Annotated in this window: 19 protein-coding genes and 1 pseudogene; 17 read left to right on the top strand and 3 right to left on the bottom strand. The window is 48.9% G+C overall.

Annotated elements, in window-relative coordinates; translation table 11 throughout:
- The first annotated feature begins 234 nt into the window (after positions 1 to 234).
- From asnB to GSO_RS10320, 3 genes are all read left to right on the top strand, one after another.
- The gene (asnB, locus tag GSO_RS10330; RefSeq protein ID WP_010491826.1) at positions 235 to 2,139 is read left to right on the top strand and encodes an asparagine synthase (glutamine-hydrolyzing); all 1,905 of its coding nucleotides are present in this window, start codon (positions 235 to 237) and stop codon (positions 2,137 to 2,139) included.
- A gap of 141 nt (positions 2,140 to 2,280) precedes the next feature.
- Complete coding sequence (locus GSO_RS10325) at positions 2,281 to 2,463, top strand: hypothetical protein (protein ID WP_010491824.1); 183 nt, start codon at positions 2,281 to 2,283, stop codon at positions 2,461 to 2,463.
- 146 nt (positions 2,464 to 2,609) lie between these two features.
- Positions 2,610 to 3,011, top strand: a complete 402-nt coding sequence (locus GSO_RS10320; protein ID WP_029345580.1) for a pyridoxamine 5'-phosphate oxidase family protein — start codon at positions 2,610 to 2,612, stop codon at positions 3,009 to 3,011.
- Positions 3,012 to 3,136: 125 nt separating this feature from the next.
- On the opposite strand, the gene GSO_RS10315 is transcribed toward GSO_RS10320, so the two are convergent.
- Positions 3,137 to 3,841 carry a TIGR00266 family protein gene (locus GSO_RS10315; RefSeq protein ID WP_010491821.1) on the bottom strand — a complete coding sequence of 235 codons (705 nt, stop codon included), beginning with the start codon at positions 3,839 to 3,841 and terminating at the stop codon, positions 3,137 to 3,139.
- A 226-nt stretch (positions 3,842 to 4,067) separates the two neighbouring features.
- On the opposite strand from GSO_RS10315, the gene GSO_RS10310 reads away from it, so the two are divergent.
- The 6 genes from GSO_RS10310 to GSO_RS10285 all read left to right on the top strand — a co-directional run bounded on the left by GSO_RS10310 (position 4,068) and on the right by GSO_RS10285 (position 10,150).
- Positions 4,068 to 4,478 (top strand): VOC family protein, encoded by a 411-nt coding sequence (locus tag GSO_RS10310; RefSeq protein WP_010491819.1) that lies wholly within the window; start codon positions 4,068 to 4,070, stop codon positions 4,476 to 4,478.
- A 313-nt stretch (positions 4,479 to 4,791) separates the two neighbouring features.
- Entirely contained in the window at positions 4,792 to 5,955 is a 1,164-nt protein-coding gene (locus GSO_RS10305; RefSeq protein ID WP_010491817.1) for an aminotransferase class I/II-fold pyridoxal phosphate-dependent enzyme, read from the top strand.
- Between the two features lie 43 nt (positions 5,956 to 5,998).
- Complete coding sequence (locus tag GSO_RS10300) at positions 5,999 to 6,991, top strand: D-2-hydroxyacid dehydrogenase (RefSeq protein WP_010491815.1); 993 nt, start codon at positions 5,999 to 6,001, stop codon at positions 6,989 to 6,991.
- A 15-nt stretch (positions 6,992 to 7,006) separates the two neighbouring features.
- Entirely contained in the window at positions 7,007 to 8,050 is a 1,044-nt protein-coding gene (locus tag GSO_RS10295; protein ID WP_010491813.1) for a PTS sugar transporter subunit IIC, read from the top strand.
- A 125-nt stretch (positions 8,051 to 8,175) separates the two neighbouring features.
- Positions 8,176 to 8,565, top strand: a complete 390-nt coding sequence (locus GSO_RS10290; protein ID WP_010491811.1) for an NfeD C-terminal domain-containing protein — start codon at positions 8,176 to 8,178, stop codon at positions 8,563 to 8,565.
- 13 nt (positions 8,566 to 8,578) lie between these two features.
- Positions 8,579 to 10,150, top strand: a complete 1,572-nt coding sequence (locus GSO_RS10285) for a flotillin family protein (RefSeq protein WP_010491810.1) — start codon at positions 8,579 to 8,581, stop codon at positions 10,148 to 10,150.
- Between the two features lie 112 nt (positions 10,151 to 10,262).
- Here the strand turns inward: GSO_RS10285 and GSO_RS10280 are convergent, their stop codons facing one another.
- On the bottom strand, positions 10,263 to 11,609 hold the full coding sequence (locus GSO_RS10280; RefSeq protein ID WP_010491809.1) for an aspartate kinase: 1,347 nt from the start codon (positions 11,607 to 11,609) through the stop codon (positions 10,263 to 10,265).
- A complete protein-coding gene (locus GSO_RS10275; protein WP_010491807.1) occupies positions 11,606 to 12,805 on the bottom strand; it encodes a homoserine dehydrogenase in 1,200 nt (399 codons plus the stop codon). Before GSO_RS10275 ends, GSO_RS10280 begins: the two co-directional genes overlap by 4 nt.
- Positions 12,806 to 12,914: 109 nt before the next feature.
- Here GSO_RS10275 and thrC point away from each other — a divergent pair, with 109 nt between their 5' ends.
- The 8 genes and pseudogenes from thrC to GSO_RS10235 form a co-directional block, all read left to right on the top strand.
- Complete coding sequence (gene thrC / locus GSO_RS10270) at positions 12,915 to 14,426, top strand: threonine synthase (RefSeq protein WP_010491805.1); 1,512 nt, start codon at positions 12,915 to 12,917, stop codon at positions 14,424 to 14,426.
- The gene (gene thrB / locus GSO_RS10265; RefSeq protein ID WP_010491804.1) at positions 14,392 to 15,297 is read left to right on the top strand and encodes a homoserine kinase; all 906 of its coding nucleotides are present in this window, start codon (positions 14,392 to 14,394) and stop codon (positions 15,295 to 15,297) included. Before thrC ends, thrB begins: the two co-directional genes overlap by 35 nt.
- 81 nt (positions 15,298 to 15,378) lie before the next feature.
- Positions 15,379 to 16,425: a Fic family protein gene (locus tag GSO_RS10260; RefSeq protein WP_010491801.1), complete on the top strand. Its 1,047-nt coding sequence runs from the start codon at positions 15,379 to 15,381 to the stop codon at positions 16,423 to 16,425.
- A gap of 65 nt (positions 16,426 to 16,490) precedes the next feature.
- Positions 16,491 to 17,441 carry a hypothetical protein gene (locus GSO_RS10255; protein WP_025013587.1) on the top strand — a complete coding sequence of 317 codons (951 nt, stop codon included), beginning with the start codon at positions 16,491 to 16,493 and terminating at the stop codon, positions 17,439 to 17,441.
- A gap of 12 nt (positions 17,442 to 17,453) precedes the next feature.
- Positions 17,454 to 17,735 carry a type II toxin-antitoxin system HicB family antitoxin gene (locus tag GSO_RS15910; RefSeq protein ID WP_010491800.1) on the top strand — a complete coding sequence of 94 codons (282 nt, stop codon included), beginning with the start codon at positions 17,454 to 17,456 and terminating at the stop codon, positions 17,733 to 17,735.
- A gap of 220 nt (positions 17,736 to 17,955) precedes the next feature.
- A complete protein-coding gene (locus tag GSO_RS10245) occupies positions 17,956 to 19,215 on the top strand; it encodes a carboxylate--amine ligase (protein WP_010491799.1) in 1,260 nt (419 codons plus the stop codon).
- A gap of 48 nt (positions 19,216 to 19,263) precedes the next feature.
- Entirely contained in the window at positions 19,264 to 19,725 is a 462-nt protein-coding gene (locus GSO_RS10240; protein ID WP_010491798.1) for a universal stress protein, read from the top strand.
- 162 nt (positions 19,726 to 19,887) lie between these two features.
- Positions 19,888 to 20,220: pseudogene (locus tag GSO_RS10235) on the top strand (DNA/RNA nuclease SfsA); the annotation flags it as partial.

Here is a 20,220-nt window from a genome sequence, read left to right as displayed (position 1 = left end):
ATTTTTTTGCCTTTTTCTTAATTTTCAGAAATGACCAGAGACATTGCCTGAAAGATCTGAATTTTACTTGCGACCGCGGTTGCGAGACAGTGGCTGTCTATATGTCCCGATTAAGTCGGCCTGACAACGTCGTACAGGCTCCTTTTTACCGGCGCGCTTCAATTGACTTGCGCCGCCAAATCTTTATACTGAAACAAGTAATGATGGTCATTCACGTGAAAAGGGGTTAACTGTATGTGCGGAATCATCGCGTTTGCGGACAAGACAATTTTGAACAAAAAGCCAGTTATTAATGGCATGATGGATATGATCAAGCACCGGGGACCGAATTCCAGCGGTGAATATATCAATGATGATGTCGCTTTAGGGTTCCGCCGGTTGTCCATCATTGATTTAAAGGGTGGCTCACAACCGATTTTAAACGAAGATGGCACGGTTGCTATTATCTTCAATGGTGAAATCTATAACTTCCAAAGCATTCGCAAAGACTTGATCGCTGCCGGACATGTATTTAAGACCCACAGTGACACTGAAGTTCTACTCCATGGCTATGAAGAATATGGCATGGAAGAATTACTCAAGAAGATTCGCGGCATGTTTGCCTTCCTGATTTGGGATGACAATAAAAAAGAAATGTTCGGTGCTCGCGACTTCTTTGGTATCAAGCCAATGTATTACTATCACGATGGCGATACGTTTATCGTTGGCAGTGAAATCAAGGCATTTTTGAAGCACCCCAAGTTTAAAAAGCAATTAAACAAAGAAGCACTGAAGCCGTATTTGACCTTCCAATATTCCGCCTTGGATGAGACGTTCTTCAAGGGCGTCTATCGCATTCCGGAGGGCCATTACTTCACGTTGAAGGATAACAAGCTCACGATCAAGAAGTACTGGGATATGGACTTTAAGGCCAACCATCTCAGTTTCGACGAGACCGTGGCTGCGATTGACAAGAGCGTCTCCGAATCCGTTGAAGCCCACCGGATTTCTGATGTTGAAGTCGGGTCCTTGCTTTCTTCCGGGGTTGACTCTTCGTATATCACGGCACTGTTGCGGCCGGAGCATACTTTCTCGATTGGTTTTGACAACAAGAAATATCACGAAGGAACGGCAGCCAAGGAGCTGAGCGACAAACTTGGCTTAGACAACACCAGCGATATCGTGACCGAAAAAGAAGCGCTCGACAACTTCCCACTCATCCAATATCATCTGGACGAGCCGGATTCCAACCCATCCTGCGTGCCGCTCTATTTCCTGACTCGGATGGCGCATAAAGACGTCACTGTTATCCTGTCTGGTGAAGGTGCCGACGAACTGTTTGCTGGTTACGCCAACTATGGGTTCCACACCCGTAGCCATGCAATCCGCGTGTTTGCGGATGGTTTACGGAAGTTGCCGCGTGGCGTGAAGTACCGAATCGCCCATGGCTTGAAGAAAATGCCTAACTTCCATGGTCGCCTGCATTTGTATGAATCCACGGCTCCGGCAGAAGAATTCTTCATTGGTGAAGCACTCGTGTTCCATGAAGGTCAAGCCGACAAAATTCTGCAGCCTGAATTCCGGCAAAGTAAGAGCGTACGCGACATTGTCACCGAATCCTACAAGAAGGTTCGCCACTACGACGATGAAGTGAAAAAGATGCAGTACCTCGATATCCATCAGTTCATGCCTAAAGATATTCTGTTGAAGGCTGACAAGCTCTCGATGGCAAACTCGATGGAATTGCGGGTACCGTTCTTGGATAAAGAAGTCGCCAAAGTCGCTGCGGGTATCCCAACCAAGTATCTGATCAACTCCCATAACTCCAAATACGCCCTGCGCGAGGCGGCCAACCGCCACTTGCCAGAAGAATGGGCTAGCCGTGAAAAGCTCGGCTTCCCGGTTCCGGTTAAACAATGGCTTGAAGACGAACCATTCTACAAAGAAGTGCGCAAAACCTTTGAACAGGATTGGGTCAAGGAATTCTTCAATCAGGATGCGATTCTGGACATTCTCGACAAGACGTATCGCAAAGAACGGGATGATCGGCGGAAAGTCTGGACCATTTACACCTTCTTGGTTTGGTACAAAGTTTACTTTATCGACACCGAGATTCCGCATTACATTGCCGATTCGAATAAAGATAAGATTGAAGCTTAGTCCGGTTTAATGAATAATAAGCACAAGGCAACTCGCAGCATCATGCTGTGGATGCCTTGTGCTTATTTTTTCAGGGGTGTTTAGGTAACTTCTAAAATTCTATAAAAAGCGTTGTTCAATACAGGTGAACGGAGGGAAGACATGAAATATTGGCTGAGTTTCATCTTAACGTTTGGCGTTGCAATGTTACTGGCCTTTATTACTTCTATCTGGCTGAGAGGCCCATTCAGATGGTGGGTCTTTGTTGCTGGCGCGTTTGGAAGTCTGATAGCCGATTACTGGTTCGGACAACGGAAGAAAAAGCATAAACATTCCGCGGATTGAATCAAACTCCTTACTAGAAGTTTGAGTGAACGTTATATTCAACTGTATTCCGCTCTATGAACATGACATCCCATCGAGACACAATAATTGCCTGAAACCTTTCACGGCCTTAAAATGGTTTTACTGAAATGAATAGGGGATGTGTCATAGTGGCAAAATTGAATCAAGCAATGAAAGACATGATTGCTGGTGAGTTGTCCTATATTTCAACCGTTGATGCTGATGGCAACCCGGATGTTGGGCCTAAGATCTCAATGCGGGTGTTGGACGACGAGCACCTTATTTACAACGAAATGACAGGTGGTCAGACCCAAGCCAACATTAACGACAATGGGAAAGCGATTGTCGCTGTTGCTAATGCCAAGGCTTTGAAAGGCTTCCGCTTTGGCGGCACTGCCAAGCTCTATACGGACGGTCCTTACTATGATCAAGCAGCAAAGTGGGCTGAAGGCAAGTTCCCAGTGCCCAAAGGAGCCGGCGTGATTACCATTGATAAGATCTGGACATTGGATCCCGGTCCTAAGGCAGGCAAGCTTTTTGAAGGATAAGCGATTGGTTCTATCATGAAATAGGGAACATTCACAATCACAAATAAGACGACTGACATTTCCAGTCATTGCAGCACAGGAAATGTCAGTCGTCTTTTTGTTTTTTTAAAACGATTGATCACACATTAGTCACTCTTAGTCGGGATAAATGGCTCGATCAGGTTAGCCAAAGCTTGAATGTTCCGCGTCTGGATGTAAACCGTTCCTGTTCCGGTGAAGCGGTTGACCAAGCCTTCGCCGGTTGTGAAGCCGATGACGCCGCTGGCCGGCTGAATGTGGTAATCCAGCTGACTATCCCACGCAACCACATGGCTATTGTCAACAACGTATTCGTGGCTTCCATCGAGTTGGATCGGAATGATATCACCATACGCCGAAACTAGCATGGTGCCTGTGCCGGCGGTTTCCATAATGAAGAAACCGCCAGTGCCGCCGAACAAAGCGCCGCCAACCTTTTGACTGGCCATGTGATAGCTGGCCGAGCTGTCCATGGCCAGAAAAGCACCAGTATTCAGACGGTATTGGTGGCTGTCATCAAGCGTTAATTCCTTAATCACCCCTGGATTGCCGGATGCAATGGCCAATTCGGCATTCGGGGCGGTGCCAGTAGCGGTGGTGATGAAAAAGCTTTCGCCGCTTGTCACCGATCGACCAATCGCGCTCATGAGACCGCCGAGACCTTTCTTGCCGTTGCTGTTCATATGGCCACTCAGCTCGACTAATCCGTTGTGATAAATCATGGAGCCTGATTCGATCTGGATTGTTTCATCCTGTTCCATGGCAATATCCACAACCGGGAAAGTGTTGTTGGCCGTGATGGTATATTTCATTGATGAAAACTCCCTTCTTGATTAATCTAATTGTAGCGTATTCAGCCATTGAAATGCGGCATTTTTCCTCGGAAAAGGTTAGGAGGGCTTGACCCTGACGCTACGTCATCGGCTATTTTTATGCTGAACCGCAAGCAAATCGCATTGATGATCAGTCTCAACTGACAAGATGGGTCGTCGTTGTGAAATATCGCGATTCGCTTAATTAAAAAAGGACGTGATAATTTTGCCAGAATACTATCCAATGCCGATGTTCGTCAAACTGCCGGTCAAGGATATCGTCAAGGCGGCCAATTGGTACCAAGACAAATTAGGCTTTCAAAAGCTTTATACGTTTAATGATCAATCGGGATCACCCATCATGATGCATATTCGTCGCGAAAGGTATCAGGATTTGATGTTGATTCAAGATAAACACGCCTCAGCTGGCAGCAGTGTTGTGATTAACTTATTAGTCAAAGGTATTGCGGCGATTGCTGAGAAGACTGAGGAACAATCAATTGTGTCACCACCGGCCCAAAAGCCATGGCAAGCAGTTGAGATGACGCTAAAAGACCTGGATGGGCATAAACTTACTTTGACCGAACCCAAGCCAAATGGGGAATCGTTTCAAGATGTCATGACAAAAGTCAAATAATTTAACTCGAATTAGTTGACAAATGCACAAGTAACCGGTAATCTTTAGCTAATCCAATTCTTAGGAGGTTCTCATGATGACGATGAAGCTGACTCAAAGCGCACAATCATTTTATTTCTGGTTTTTCAGACGCGATCTGTGAGACCAGTTACCTTTGAGTGAGCGGTCACACAGATCAAGCAATTGACTGTGTGGCTGAAATCAGGAGAATCATTCCCAATTCCTTGCCCGCAGTCACATCGACTGCGGGTTTTTGCGTCTATCGGGTTAATTGCTAAGAATACTGGCAAAAAATATTGGAGGTAGAAAAGATATGGCATTAGTTGATCGCATGAATCAGGAAGTTCGGCAGCTCAAGCCGAGCGATATTTTACAGTTTAATGCGGAAATCAGCAAAATCGACGGCATTGTCAAGCTGACGTTAGGCGAGCCGGATTTTCCCACACCGGAACACGTTAAGGCAGCGGGAATTCGCTCGATTGAAAATAATGAAAGCCACTATACCCAGAGTAAAGGGTTGCCGGGATTGCGGGCTGCAGCCAGTCACTATCTGGCTACAAAATACCAGACGCATTATGATCCGGAGACCCAGATTTTAATCACCGCGGGCGCGACTGGCGGGATTTATTCGAGTTTGACGGCGATGTTGAACAAGGGCGATACCGTAATTATCCCGACACCGATTTTCCCGTTGTATATTCCGATTGTGATGTTGAATGGTGCTAAGCCGATTTTTATTGACACATCGGCAGACGGCTTCATTTTGAAACCTGAAAAGTTACAGGCGGCGATTGAAGCAAATAAGGATACTGTGAAAGCCGTGGTGTTGAATTACCCCACGAATCCAACTGGGGTAACTTATAGTCGCGCCGATCTCGAAGCGTTGGCGGCGGTGATTAAGCAGTATGAGATTTTTGTACTTAGTGACGAGATTTATTCCGAATTAACTTACACTGGCACCCACGTTTCGTTAGGCGGAGTTTTGCCGGATCAGGCGATCGTTTTAAATGGGGTGTCGAAGTCCCATGCGATGACCGGTTGGCGCGTGGGTATCACGGCCGGGCCGGCAGATGTCATTGCCCAGGTCGGAAAAGTCAGCGAGTTCACGATGACCAGCGTGACCACGAACGCGCAACGAGCCGCTGAAGAAGCACTGAAAAATGGTATGAACGATGTGCAGCCGATGAAGGAAGCTTACATGAAGCGGCGGGACTTTTTGATCAAAGCCTTGACCGATGCTGGATTGACGGTGCCGCATCCTGATGGGGCCTTCTACATTTTTGCTAAATTACCGGAGCGCATGCATGATAGCTGGAAATTTGTTTACGCGTTGGCGCGCGAGGCAAAAGTGGCGGTTATTCCGGGTGCGAGTTTCGGTCCTGGCGGTGAAGGTTATGTGCGACTTTCTTATGCGGCGTCAATGGAAGATCTCGAACTAGCGACAGATCGCATTGCTAAGTACATGGCGAGTCATTAATGGCTAAATAGGCAAAGTAACGACAAACAACATGGAGGCAAAGATGACAAAAATTCTGATGTATTCCGTTCGTCCCGATGAGCAAGCTGCCATTGATGACTGGGTGGCCGCTAATCACATTGAGGTAGATACGAACACGGTTGAACTTGGGCCCAAGACGGTTGACTTGGCTAAGGGTTATGACGGCATTGTGATTCAGCAACACGCGGCCATTCCTGATGACGTTGTGTATCAAAAGCTGAAGGCATTTGGCTTGAAGCAGCTGACATTGCGGATTACCGGCTTTGACATTGTGAACCTTGAAGCCGCTACCGCCAACGGATTGGCTGTGACCAACGTGCCAGCGTATTCGCCGCGGTCGGTTTCCGAACTGGTGCTGGCACAAGTGATGCGGCTGATTCGCCACTTAGGAGAAGCAAGTGCCCGCGAAGCGAAGGATGACTACAGCTGGGGTGGCTTGGAAGCTGCGGAAATTCACAATCTGACCATCGGCATTATTGGTGCCGGGAAAATCGGCAGTGCGGTGGCTCGGATTTTCCGTGCGTTGGGGTCAACGGTGATTGTGAGTGACCCAGTGAAGCGGCCTGAGCTGGCGGATACGGTTAGTTATGTGGATTTGGACACGGTACTGACGACGGCTGATATCGTGACGGTGCATACACCGCTGGATGCAATCACCACCCATCTGATTGATGCAGATGCACTGAAAAAAATGAAGCCAAGCGCTTATCTCATTAATGCTGCCCGCGGCCCGATTGTTGATACCGGTGCCTTGATTCAGGCGCTGAAGGATCATGTCATTGCCGGTGCGGCGTTGGATACGATTGAAGGGGAAGCCGGTATTTTTGGTGAGGATCGTAGTCAGACTCTGGTGGACAATCCCGAACTCGAGACGTTGAAGGCGATGCCGAACGTTGAGATTACGCCACATATCGGCTTTTACACCGATGCAGCGGTGAAAAACATGATTGATATTTCGTTAGACGATGTCAAGCTCATTTTGGAAGGCGGTCATTCACCGCATCAAGTTAACTAGATTGGAGGAAAATGCATGAAACAAGACGCGAAAACGGTGACGATGAACATTTTGAATGGTTTATCTGTGGGGATCATCGTGGCGCTGGTGCCTGGCGCTATTTTGAACGCCATTGTGAAGTTGCTTTTGCCGAGCTTTCCGCAACTGGCGGTGGTGACGTATATGACCACCGCCGCCATGACCCTGTTGCCGGCATTGTCGGCGGTTTGTGTGGGGATGATCGCGAAATTTACACCGATTCAGACGAGTTCGTTGGCGTTGGCCGCGATTATTGGCGCCGGGAATTACCATTTGACCAAAACCGGCTTAACGGTTGCCGGAACCGGGGATGTCATCAATCTGGCAATTACGCTTGCGATTGGCTATTTGGTGATTTTATTGCTGGGGAATGCGTTGAAAGCCTATACGATTCTGCTGATTCCGTCGCTGGTTTTACTCATTGCCGGCGGTGTGGGAATGTTGACGCTGGGGCCGGTTTCCGGGATTACCAAGTACATCGGGGTGCTCGTGCATGACATTACCGCGTTACAACCGATCGTCATGGGCGTTTTGATGGGGATCATTTTTGCGGTTTTAATCGTGACTCCAATCAGCACGGTCGGAATTGCCACAGCCATTTCGTTAAGCGGGATCGGTGCTGGTTCAGCGAATCTGGGGATTGTCGGGGCAAGCTTTGCGCTGGCAGTTTACGGTTGGAAGGCGAATCCGCTTGGCACGTCTTTGGCCCATTTCCTGGGATCGCCTAAAATGCAGATGGCCAATATTTTGTCTAAACCCAAGCTGTTCTTACCGATGGCGATCAATGCCGGCATTCTTGGTGGTATTGGGGCAGCATTAAACATTCAGGGTACCCCGGCCAGTGCCGGATTTGGATTTTCCGGGCTGGTGGGACCATTGGCGGCCTTAGATGCGATGAAAGCCGTAACGGTAGGCAATATTCTGGAATTGACCCTGCTGTTCTTTGTCTTGCCAATTGGATTAGCTTACATCAGTTATTTATTGTTCACCAAAACGTTACGGTATCAAGTGCCAGAAGATTATGCGCTGCATTATGACTGATCATTTTGATAAAATCGATTGTGCAAAATAAAACGCTCGTTTCGTTTTGATTGGTATAGGCTGGGAATCGTTTGCATGGTAGAATAAAAGAGACGTTTGTACTTGTTGAAAGCGAGGCGATCGGAATGGTTACTTGGTGGACCCAACAAGGATTGGGTTTACAGTTGGTGGTGGGCGTGGTTGCGTTGGTGATCGTTGCCGGTCTTTTATGGATGTTGCTCTCGTTGGTGTTGTTGCCGCTATTGGCGGTTTTACAGTGCGTTTTGTCATCGGTGGAGAACACAACGTCCATGAGCACTCAGGATTATCTGCTGGGCACGTTGACACTGGCGGTTGCCCCTGATCATACGGGCGAAGTCATGGTGACGGGTGGCGGCCGGGCGCGGCAAACTTACCCGGCTAAATTGTGGTCAGGCACGCATCGTCCACTTGAACAGGGCACCAAAGTCGTGATTATCGAACTCACAGAAGGCGTCGCATATGTTGATGAGGTCGCCGCACATAACCAACCCTAAGAGGAGGGGACGAATGGAAATTTTAGCTGATTATATGCCATGGATCATTGTGATCGTTGTCTTACTGTTGCTTTTTATTTTCTTGGCAACGCACCGCAAGACAGCGTTGCCCAACGAGGTTCTGATTATTTCCGGTGCCTTGATATCCGGCAAGCATAGCTTTCGGGATATTAACGGGAATCGGGTGAAGCTGATCACGAATGGCGGGTCGTTTATCCTACCGATTTTACAGCGCTGGGATGTTTTAAGCCTGAACACCCGCACAATCGAGGTGGCAACGCCGGAAGTTTACACGCAGCAGGGTGTTCCGATCATCGTCAATGGGACGGTTATTTTAAAAATCGGTTCTAGCCAGGAAGAAGTCGCAACTGCTGCCGAACAGTTTTTAGGCAAAAATGACGAGCAGATCAATGCCGAAGCGACGGAAATTCTCGAAGGCCATTTGCGGGCTATTTTAGGCACGTTAACGGTTGAGGATACTTACCAAAACCGGGATGCGTTTGCCGAGAAAGTTCAGGACGTGGCGAGTTCCGATTTAGCCAAAATGGGCCTGCAGATTATTTCATTTACGATCAAAGATATTGCCGACAAGAACGGCTATCTTGATTCATTAGGTAAGAAGCAGATTGCCGAGGTCAAGAAAAACGCAGCAGTTGCTGAAGCGGCCGCTAACCGTGACACGCGGATTCAGCAAGCTCAAGCCGATCAGGAAGCTAAACAGCAGGAAATCGAGCGGCAGACGCAGGTGGCGGATGCCGAACGCGAGCAACAAGTCAAAATGGCCGACTTCAAGAAGCAACAGGAAATTGCCCAGGCCCAAGCCGATCAGGCAGCGATTGTTGAGCAGATGAAGGCCAAACAGGTTCAAAAGGAAAAAGATATTGAACTGGCCCAGAAGAACGCGGAACTGCAGGAACAGGAACTGAATGCCACCGTGCGTAAACAGGCCGATGCTGACTTGTATAAGGCTCAGCGCGCGGCTGAAGCACAGAAGGCAACCCAGATTGCTGCAGCCGAAGCGTCAGCCAAGCAAGTTGAGTTGGCTGCTGAAGCAAATGCTAATGCAACTAAGGCGATCGGGGAAGCCGAAGCCGGCAAGACCCGGGCAATCGGGCTGGCGCAGGCGGAAGCAATCGCGAAGCAAGCTGAAGCGGCTCGCCAATTGGATGAATCCGGTCGCTTCAAGATGACCATCGAGGCAATGCCGAAGATTATTGAAGCTGCCATGAGTCCATACGCCAACGTTGATTCGATTAAGCTCTATGGCGACGGCGACCTCACCAAGCAAACCAGTGGCAGTTTGGTCAAGCAGTTGGATATGCTTCAGGAAGTGGCAGGCATTGACATTCGTGGGATGTTAAATGGCGCTCTTATGCATCAAGCAGGCAATCAGCCAGTGGTCGATGCCATCAAGGGTCGACACGCGGACACTGCCGAAAAGGCGCCGCAAAAACAGTCGGAAGCACCGCAAAAGCAACCGGCAGCACCAGCAGCACCGGCAACCTCCGCCGCCAAGCCGGCCGCAACCAGTCAATCGGCAGCAAGTGCACCAACAAAAGAGGCAGATAAGCCGTGGAAGAAATAGTGATGCGCCAATGTCATTAGCAACTGCGTAACGTAAAAAAAGGCTCCCGCTTCTCAGTCATTGAACTGGGAAGCAGGAGCCTTTTTTGATAGGTTAGTCAATACCATCTACCTCAAGCAATGCCTTCAATATAAGGTGCTGGGCGGTGGAAATTCTGGTGAATACTGCTGTAAATGACGCGAACGGCTTTATCATAGTCTTTGTCGTTGACGCCGATCAGTAAGTTGATATCGTCGTTGGTTTGACTGACCAACTGGACATTTAACAGGTTGTCATCCAAATACGCAAGCACTTTGCCCGCAATCGCCGGTCGTTTTCGCAATTGACGGGAAACCATCGCAATTAAGGCGACATTTTCAGTGACTTCCAGTTTATCCGGTTGACAGGCGGTTTTAATTGCTGCCGTTAACTCACGAACCGAGATTTGGTGGCGGGGTTCTCGAATCAACAAGCTGAAGCTGTCGATGCCGGTTGGCAGGTAGTCAACGACTAGATGATGGGCAGCAATGACGCCCAATGCGCGTTGAATGACTTCCAAGTGTAAAGCAAGCTGGTATTGACGAATAGTAATGACGAGATAATGTTTTCGCCCAGCAATGCCGGTGATAATGCGCAGCTCGTCGCTGGGGTCGTCATCATGAATGATCAACGTTCCCGGATCCTGGGGTGCATTGGTATTGAGAATGCGAGTTGGAATTTTACATTCACGAACCGGCTGGACGGCTTCTTCCTGAAACACGCTAAAGCCCATATAGGTCAATTCGCGCAACTCATCATAGCTCATCACGTCAATACTGTCGGCATCCTTGATAATGCGCGGATCCGCCATTTTAATGCCAGACACATCAGTCCAGTTTTCATATAAATCTGCCTGAGCCAACCGTGCTAACCATGCGCCGGAGATATCCGATCCGCCACGGGGCATGAGTTGAACATGCCCGGCTTGATTCTGTCCGTAAAATCCGGGGATGACCAAGCCGTGATGCTTAGGAAGCTGGCGATAGGCTGCCTGGGTTTTGGCCTCATCAATGGCGCCGTTTTGATCAAAAAAGAACAAGTCGGCGGCATCCACGAAGGTGTAGCCCAGATACGCTGCCATCAGCCGAGCAGTTAAAAATTCGCCGCGGGATACCAGATAATCGCGCGAATAATGCGTGGCAAGCCGATGACGGATCGTGTTCATTAACTTGATTAAAGGCACGTGTAACTGTAATGCGTGATTGATGGCTTCCAATCTGGCCTCTACCTGAGCAAACATCTGCGTCACATTGCGGCCGGCTTCGATGCCGTCTGCAATGAGATAGAGGATGTCTGTGAGTTTTTGGGTGGCCGGGCCATATTTACCGGCGGCGCTGACGACCACAAGCTGACGCTGGGGATCCTGATCGATAATGGCTTTGACTTTTTGAAATTGATCGGCGGTGGCAACGGAACTGCCGCCAAATTTTGCGACTTTCATCCGATGACCTCCTGATCCAATTGCTGTTTGACATCGCGCGCGACGAGTTCGCTGTCGCCAATCGCCGCCATGAATGCATGGGCATCAATTGCCAAAACGCCGCGCATGAGTCGATGCATTTCGCCGACCGGGATTTGTTTAATCAGCAGCCGGTGATCGATCACTTCAGTTTGCTTGTCGTTAAACATCGCAAAGGTTAGCGGATCAGCCCGTAACAGATAATCGGCAACACTGAGGTCAGAATCAAATTGTAAGGTTTGCTTGAAGTCGCGTTTTAGATGGGTGACCTTTTCCAGAATATCGAAAAGATCCTGAACAATCGCGTTGGCCGTCGGGTATTTGCCGGCGCCTTGGCCATAGAACTGTAAATCGCCAATGGTTTGGCCATGCAGGCGAATGAGGTTGAAGTTTTCAAAAGTATTTGCAGCTAAAGCGGTGGCTGGATAAAGCCGCGGCTCAACGACCATACTGTAATGATCACCGATTCGTTTGCTTTTACCGATTAAGCGCAGCACTTGGTGGTGTTTGGCGAAAAAGTCGATGTCGGCTTTGATGACGTGCCGGATGCCAAACTTAGGCACATCACGCGGCGGTACCATATTGTAGGCCAAAGCCGCAGAGATTTTGAGCTTGTTGACAATGTCATCGCCGTCAATGTCGGCACTCGGGTCGGCTTCGGCATAGCCCATATCCTTAGCCGCCAGCAGGACAGGATCGAAATCCAGGTGGGCACGTTGCATCTGGTCTAAAATGTAATTGCTGGTGCCATTAAAGATGCCTTCGATTGTATCGACCTGATCAATCCGCGCGGCCCGTTCCAGATTACGGATCCAGGGAATGCCACCGCCAGTCGTTGCTTCAAAATAAAACCGAACATTGTGTGCTTCCGCGGTCGCAATAAATTCAGGCAGATAACGGGCCACAACCGCTTTATTGGCGGTGACGACATGCTTGCCATGGCGCAAGGCCCGGAGAATATAATCGTGAGCGGGATGCAGCCCGCCGATTGCCTCCACCACCACATCGATAGAAGGATCCGCAAGAATGGCATCGAAATCAGTTGTCATCTCAGGCATGGTGGCAGGGTGGGTTGGGCGAATAAAAATCGCAGTGACCCGCATTCGGCGATCACCATTCGCAACAATATCGTAAACGCCGCTACCGACAGTACCAAAACCTAAGATGGCAATATTCATATTTCTCAGCTCCTTGTTTATAAAATATAGACACTTGTTTTTCTAATGCGAACAGATTATCATATCCATATCGTAAAAACAAGTCGGATCAGATAGGAGAATCGTTCACATGCGATACACGAGCACACGGGATCAACGAATAACCAAAACCAGCCAGCAAGCCATTAAGCAAGGTATTTCCGAAGAAGGCGGCTTATTCGTTTTGCCGCATTTAACGGATTATCGGATTGCGCTTCAGGATTTACTGGGAGCAGATTATGAAACGATCGCTCAGCATGTTCTCATGACCCTGTTGCCTGATTTTAACACTGCTTCATTGAAAAAAGCGATCCATTTAGCATATCGACAAAATTTTTCCGATGAACGCATCACGCCGATTCGGAATGTCGGTGATTTTCACGTGCTTGAATTATTTCACGGTCCGACCAGTGCTTTCAAAGACGTGGGGCTGCAATTATTGCCGCAATTGATGCGGTTAGCTCTGGATCCGGAAGATCGCATTATGATTCTGGCGGCGACCAGTGGCGATACCGGCACCGCGGCCCTGCAGGGATTCAAAAATGTGCCGCAAACCGGCATTTCGGTTTTTTATCCCGATCATGGGGTTAGCCCGATTCAGGAGCAGCAGATGCTGACAACAACTGGTAGGAATACGCGGGTGTTCCCGATTGCCGGTAACTTTGACCAAGCGCAGAGTGCGGTCAAAGCGTTGTTTACCGATACGGGTTTTGCAGCACGCTTGCAGGCAGAACAGGTTACGCTGTCGGCGGCGAATTCAATTAACATTGGCCGGCTGATTCCACAGGTGGTTTATTATTTTGCCGCTTATCTGCAACTGGTCAACAGCCATGCAATCCAGTTAGGGGAACCGGTTAATTTCACGGTGCCGACCGGAAACTTTGGCGATGTACTGGCTGGTTTTTATGCCAAGGCACTGGGCTTGCCGATTCATAAACTGATTGCTGCGGCTAATGCAAATCGCGAGATCGCGGATTTTCTTGATACTGGCATCTATGATCGCAATCGGCCGTTTTTAAAAACCGTTGCCCCAAGTATGGATATTCAGATTTCAAGTAATCTGGAACGCCTGCTATATTATAAGAGCGGCGAAGATAGTGCCTACGTGGCCATGCTAATGAAAGATCTGGCGAAAACAGGACGCTATCGAGTCCGTTCTGATGTGCTGGCGGCGATTCAAGCTGATTTTGCCGGTGGTTTTGCGACTGACGAACAAGTAGCAGAGGCGATTGCCACAGTCTGGCAGCAAGATGGCTACTTAATGGATCCACACACAGCAGTCGGTTACAGTGTGATGCAACAATATCGGGATACGGGTGATACCACGCCGAATGTTTTGTTGGCCACAGCGAGTCCTTACAAGTTCCCGCGTGCGGTAACTAAGGCACTTGACTTGCCGATTTCAGGCGACGATTTTTCGTTGATGACGCAACTACAACAGGTGAGTGGCGTTGCGATTCCAGCAAATCTGGCCCGTCTGGCAACGATGACGCCTCAACCGAAACACGTGGTTGCACCAGCAGCAATGGGCGCCGCCATTCTCAATGCGGCAAAGGAGGTTTTCGATGATGATTCGCGTGTCCGTTCCGGCAACAACGGCTAATTTAGGCGTTGGTTACGATGTGTTGGGCATGGCCCTTGATCTCAAATCTCGGTTCACTTTTGAGCCGAGCACCCAAAAGCTTGAGATCATCGGTGACGGGGATGCTTTCGCTAACCCGGAAAATTTAATTTATCGCGCCTTTGTCACGTTTGCGAATGCGATTCGTCAACCGGTTCCCAACTTACGCATCACCGTTGACTCGGATGTTCCCAGTGCGCGTGGATTGGGTAGTTCGGCGACGTGTGTGGTCGGTGGCCTCGCTGCGGCGAATGCCTGGTTTCATGCCGACTGGGATGAAGCCGCCCTTTTGAAGTTGGCCACTCAGCTGGAAGGACACCCGGATAATGCGGCGCCTGCCATTTATGGACAGGTCTGTGCGACTGTTTTGGCGGGTAATGAACCGATTGTCCGGCAGTACCCCGTCAGCCAACAGCTGCATTTTGTTACCTTGATTCCGCCATACGCGGTTAGCACCGAAGAAGCACGCAATATTTTGCCGGCAACCATGAGTTATGCGGATGCGGCTTATCAAATGGGCCGCTGCGTTTTGATGACCCGTGCATTGGTGGATGGTGATTTATCGCTGTTACGCCAGGTGGCTCAGGATCGGATGCACGAGCCGTATCGCGCGACGTTGATTCCGGATTATCAGGCAGCGCGCGAGGAAACGGCCGCACACGACGGGATCTTATTGATTTCCGGTTCGGGATCGACCATGCTGGCCATTGTTGGCGATGCCGCCGGAGCCGAACAACTACAAAAGGCAGCCGCACAACGGTGGCCGGAATGGCAAGTGCGGATCGTGACGCCAAGTGAACAAGGTGTACAGGTGGTAAAAACGGGGGAACTTTCAAAAAAAGTCGAGCATTGAAGCTTGGCTTTTTTTTACGCGCCATAATTGAGTTTTCTACGCCAAATAGTGTAATATGGCGAGGAAAGGGAGCGCTTGGCGATGAAATATTTTGACTATGAAAGCCTCAATGCACTGGTGGTCACCCCTGCCATCGTGGCTAAAATGAATCAGATTTATGAGTTGCGCGGACAACAACAGGACGGCTTACAGAAGAGTCGGGTTGCTTTAGAAAGATTGGTCAACATTGCCAAAGTTGAAAGCACCGATGCGTCCAACCGAATTGAAGGAGTTTATACCAGTGACACGCGTTTACGGGAACTGGTGAACAAAAAGACGACGCCCCACAATCGTAGTGAGGCGGAGATTTCCGGATATCGTGATGTTTTAGAGTTGATCCATGAGCACTATCAAGACATTCCTATTACTAGCAATTCAATCCTTGGCTTACACAAACAGCTATTTAATTACACTGAAAGTATATGGGGTGGTCATTACAAAGACATCAATAACACCATTGTCAATCACTATAAAGATGGAAGTCAGGGTGTCAGATTCACCCCACCACCGGCGCACATGACGCCTGAGTTGGTCGATTCGTTGTGCCATGCCTACAATCAGGCGATCCATGCCGGCGTTTTATCGCCATTATTGCTGACCGGCGCATTTGTTTTTGACTTTGTATCCATTCACCCGTTCAGAGATGGCAATGGTCGCATGTCGCGGCTTTTAATGCTGCTGACGTTATACCAAAATAACTTTTTGGTAGGAAAATTCGTTAGTATTGAACAACTTATCGAACACACAAAATCTGCTTATTACGAGCGGCTCCAACAAAGTTCGACCGATTGGATGACGAATGGTAATTCATACGCACCATTCCTTGATTACTTCTTGAGCATTATTTTGCAGGCTTATCGTGATTTGAATGAGCGCATCAACATCACACAACCTCAAGCTAAGTCGGCAGCAGAATTGGTTTTAAATGCGTTGCAGAGAGAATTACGGCCACTGAGCAAGCGTGATTTATTATCGCTTGTGCCAGAATACAGTCAGCGTTCAATCGAACGGGCCCTTCTCGAACTACAAAATAAACAGCAGATCGAGAAAATCGGCAGAGGGCGAGCAACAAGATATCGTCTCGTTTGACGGCTATTTTCTGGTAATATAAAGGCAGACAACTGTCATGATCCAGACCAGAAAGGACGGAACGGATGGAGCGGATTAAGTCTAACGAACGGGTACTGATCAACATCGGCCAACACTGGTATTACACGACCGCGAGTCGCCTGTCGCAGGTTATTCATGACACGATTAAAGCGGCGTTGGGGCCTGATCAGCATGAATTGTTATTCGTCTATTCGTTTACCACCAACAGCCGGTACAGCCTGATTACTGATGGCAAACGGCTTTGGCACTTGAGAATTAGCGATCATCGCCAAGCAGGTTACCAAGGTTTCAACTTTGATCTGCGAAATACCGCTAACTTCGCTGAACTCCGCGAGATGATTCGGCACTGCTTGGCCAGCCCTAACAATACGCTGCGAGTGGGTGGCCTCGCTTACATGCTTTTGCTTGTCAAGCATGCCGAGGTGATGGAAGACGAGCAGCACAACGTTCAAATAGCGGTTGGCGACCAAGTCATCACCTTGTCGCTGAAGCGTCTGTCTATGCTGCTGGATCAGTTAAGCCAACTTAAACTGGTAACGACGGAAGAAACGGGGGCCGCTGTTGTCACTGCGCTAGGTGAGGGCGTGATAAAACGCCTGACGACGCCAGAAATTTTGCAACTGTGGCACGGCGACGGGGCGCTTGACTTTTCGGTCCGAACTATCCTGGAAGTGTTTGCAACCGGTTTGCCAAAAGAAGAAAAACTCAATATGATCAGTCCTTATAACACAGTGGTTGCGGTGGGTCTAAAAGGCAAACCGCACCGTTTTAGTATTCCGGGGCGGCTTAGAGGTGAATTGAAAGTAGGGCAAATCATCGCCGTAAGGGCCTCGTATCGGCAGCGCGCGCTTGCCTGTATCACGGAATTAACAACTGTCCCGAAGGAAGAACAATTAGCCGTTCATATGGGGTGGGTCAGTAAGCATCCGCCCACGGAAGAAGAGATCGCTGCGTATCTGGCTGAGAAGGCGGGTCAAGCAGAGATCTTCGATTAAAGGAGTACAGCCATGAAAAAAGAGCCTATCAAATCACCGGTTCTAGTTTATCCAACCATTTTCACCGAATTTAATGATGAAGACGGCCATTACTTTACAGTCACCAGTCCAAATATTAAAGGAATGGTGACTGAAGGAACAACGCGTGAAGAAGCGGCCACAGAGGCTGTGGATGCCATCGCAACCATGCTGGATGGTGAACCTTATCCACCAGTTCAGGATCCGTCGAATTGGTCGTTGGCAGCTAATCAGAGCATTGTGTACATCACGATCGATATGGCGCAGCTGAAATAGTTTTGAACCACACTACCAGTATCTTCATGAATGCATATTGCCAGTATGGTATAATTCGAGAGCGACGAGCGAAAAGTTGAACCGCTTCAACGATCGCTTCGGAAATGTCATATGCAGCCGGCACCAACCACGTCACTGATCGCCGCTGCATTTTCAATGAAAATTTCAAGGCGCAGGTATAACGAACCTGAGCCTATCGAACGAGGAGAATATCATCCAGATGAAAGATGCACCCAGTTTTACCCCCATTCTGCTTGGCAGTGATATGAACGTGTACGGGATGGCGCGTTCGTTCCACGAGATGATCGGCGGCGCAATTGATGTTTATGCCCGTGAACAGCTTGCGCCGACGCGTTTTTCGCGTATCGTGAATGTCCATCTGATTAAGCAGTTTGATTCTGATCCCACGTTCATCGAAAAAATGCGTGAAATCGCCCATCTGCATGCGGCTTCGGCTGGTCGACTACTCTTGATTGCATGCGGCGATACATATGCGCAACTGGTATCCAAACATAAAGATGAATTGAGTCAGTGGTTCATCTGCCCTTATGTTGACTATGATTTGCTGAAGCGTCTGAATAGCAAAGAAAGCTTCTATCAGATGTGTGAGGAATACCATCTGCCATATCCGGCGACCAAAATTGTCACCAAGTCGATGTACGAAAGCAACGCCACCATCACCGCACCGTTTGAATTTCCGGTGGCGCTTAAACCGACTGATTCGGTGGAATGGTTGAATATCCATTTTGAAGGGCGCAAGAAGGCGTTCACGATTCACTCACAGGTTGAGCTGACCAATACGATTGCCAAAATTTACGACAATGGCTACACTTCCGATCTGATCTTGCAGGATTTTGTTCCCGGCGATGATAGCAACATGCGCACCATGAACTGTTATGTGGATCAATATCATCACGTTAAAATGATGTGTTTGGGCCACCCGTTGCTGGAAGATCCGACGCCGGCTTCAATCGGTAATTATGTCGCCATTATGCCGGCGTTTGATCAGAAGCTGTACGATCAAATCAAGGATTTCCTGGAGGCCATCAAGTTTACCGGTTTTGCCAACTTCGATATGAAATATGATCACCGCGACAACACCTTTAAGTTGTTTGAAATCAACATCCGCCAGGGACGCAGCAGTTTCTTTGTCACGTTAAATGGCTACAATCTTGCCAGCTGGCCGGTTCGTGATTATATCGTCGGCGATCTCAAGGATGCTCCAACAGTTTTCGGTAATGCTGACCGCAGCAAATACAAGCTATGGCTGGGCGTGCCGGAGCGGGTCTTCAAGCAATATTCCGCCGATAATGAAGCCAAGCGGGAAGCATTGCAGCTTATCAAAGAAAAGCGTTACGGGACGACGGTCTTTTACAAGCCGGATATGACCTTCAAGCGTTGGATATTGCTTAAGTACATGTTTCACAATTATGTCGGCCGGTTTAAGCAGTATTTTTCGGAAAACAAAGGTAATGTGTGATAGAATAGTTTTGTTAGGGATACCTAAACTTGCAAGGGGGCATTTCTGTTGGTTACTGAAAATGATTTAACGATTGAATCCGTGCATTATAATCGACTGCTACTGGCGGTCGATGATGATGACGACGACTCCTCGCGCAAGGCATTGAACTACGCCTGCACGGTCGCCAAGATTTACGATATTCCGCTGGGGATTGTTTCGGTTCTGGAAACCGGCGATTTGAATATTTTCCAGTCATTGACACCTGACGATGTTGATGCAGCACGGGAAAAGATGGCCAAAAACCTGAATACTTATGTTGAAAAGGCCCGCGACTTCGGCGTTCAAAAAGCGCAGCCAATTGTGGCAGAAGGTCGTCCAGCTGCTGCTATCCTTGATGAAGTGATTCCTGCTTTCAAGCCGGACCTGGTTATTATGGGTTCGCACGTGCGCCGTGGTCGGTTACGTCTCGGACACGTGGCAAGTGAAGTGGCACGTGATGCGTCGGTATCTGTCATTATCGTTCGCTAATATTGTAAAAACATCACAACAAGCAGCCGTCGCGACTCCAAAAAAGAGTTCGGGGCTGCTTTTTGAGCGCAGACTGGCGACGGATAGCAAGCAAACAGTCCAGCGTACGCTCGACGCAATTGCTGGAAGACCACCCCTTAACTAACAGAAACGAGGCATCCCATGCATTATCAAAACGTCAGCGTCGGCAAACTTATTCGCCGCGTTAGCCGTTTCACGGTCGAAGTTGCATTAGACGGCGTGACGACGCCTGTTCACATGAACAATACCGGCCGCAATAAGGAAATTCTGATTCCGGGCTCGCTTGCCAGTGTCCGCCATGTGGCCAACACCAACCGCAAGACGCACTACGATCTTTTAGCCGTTCAGCGGCAAAATCGTTGGATCAATATTGACAGTCTGGCGCCGAACCATGTTGCGAAGGAATGCTTGGAAACAGGAACCTTGACACTGCCGGGGTTGACGTTGCCGTATGCGGTTCATCCGGAAACAACC

The organism is Lacticaseibacillus zeae DSM 20178 = KCTC 3804, from assembly GCF_000260435.1.
GTDB classification, from domain to species: Bacteria; Bacillota; Bacilli; order Lactobacillales; family Lactobacillaceae; genus Lacticaseibacillus; species Lacticaseibacillus zeae.
The sequence above is the reverse complement of the archived record's forward strand: the minus strand, read 5'-3'. Positions and strand labels throughout refer to the sequence as shown.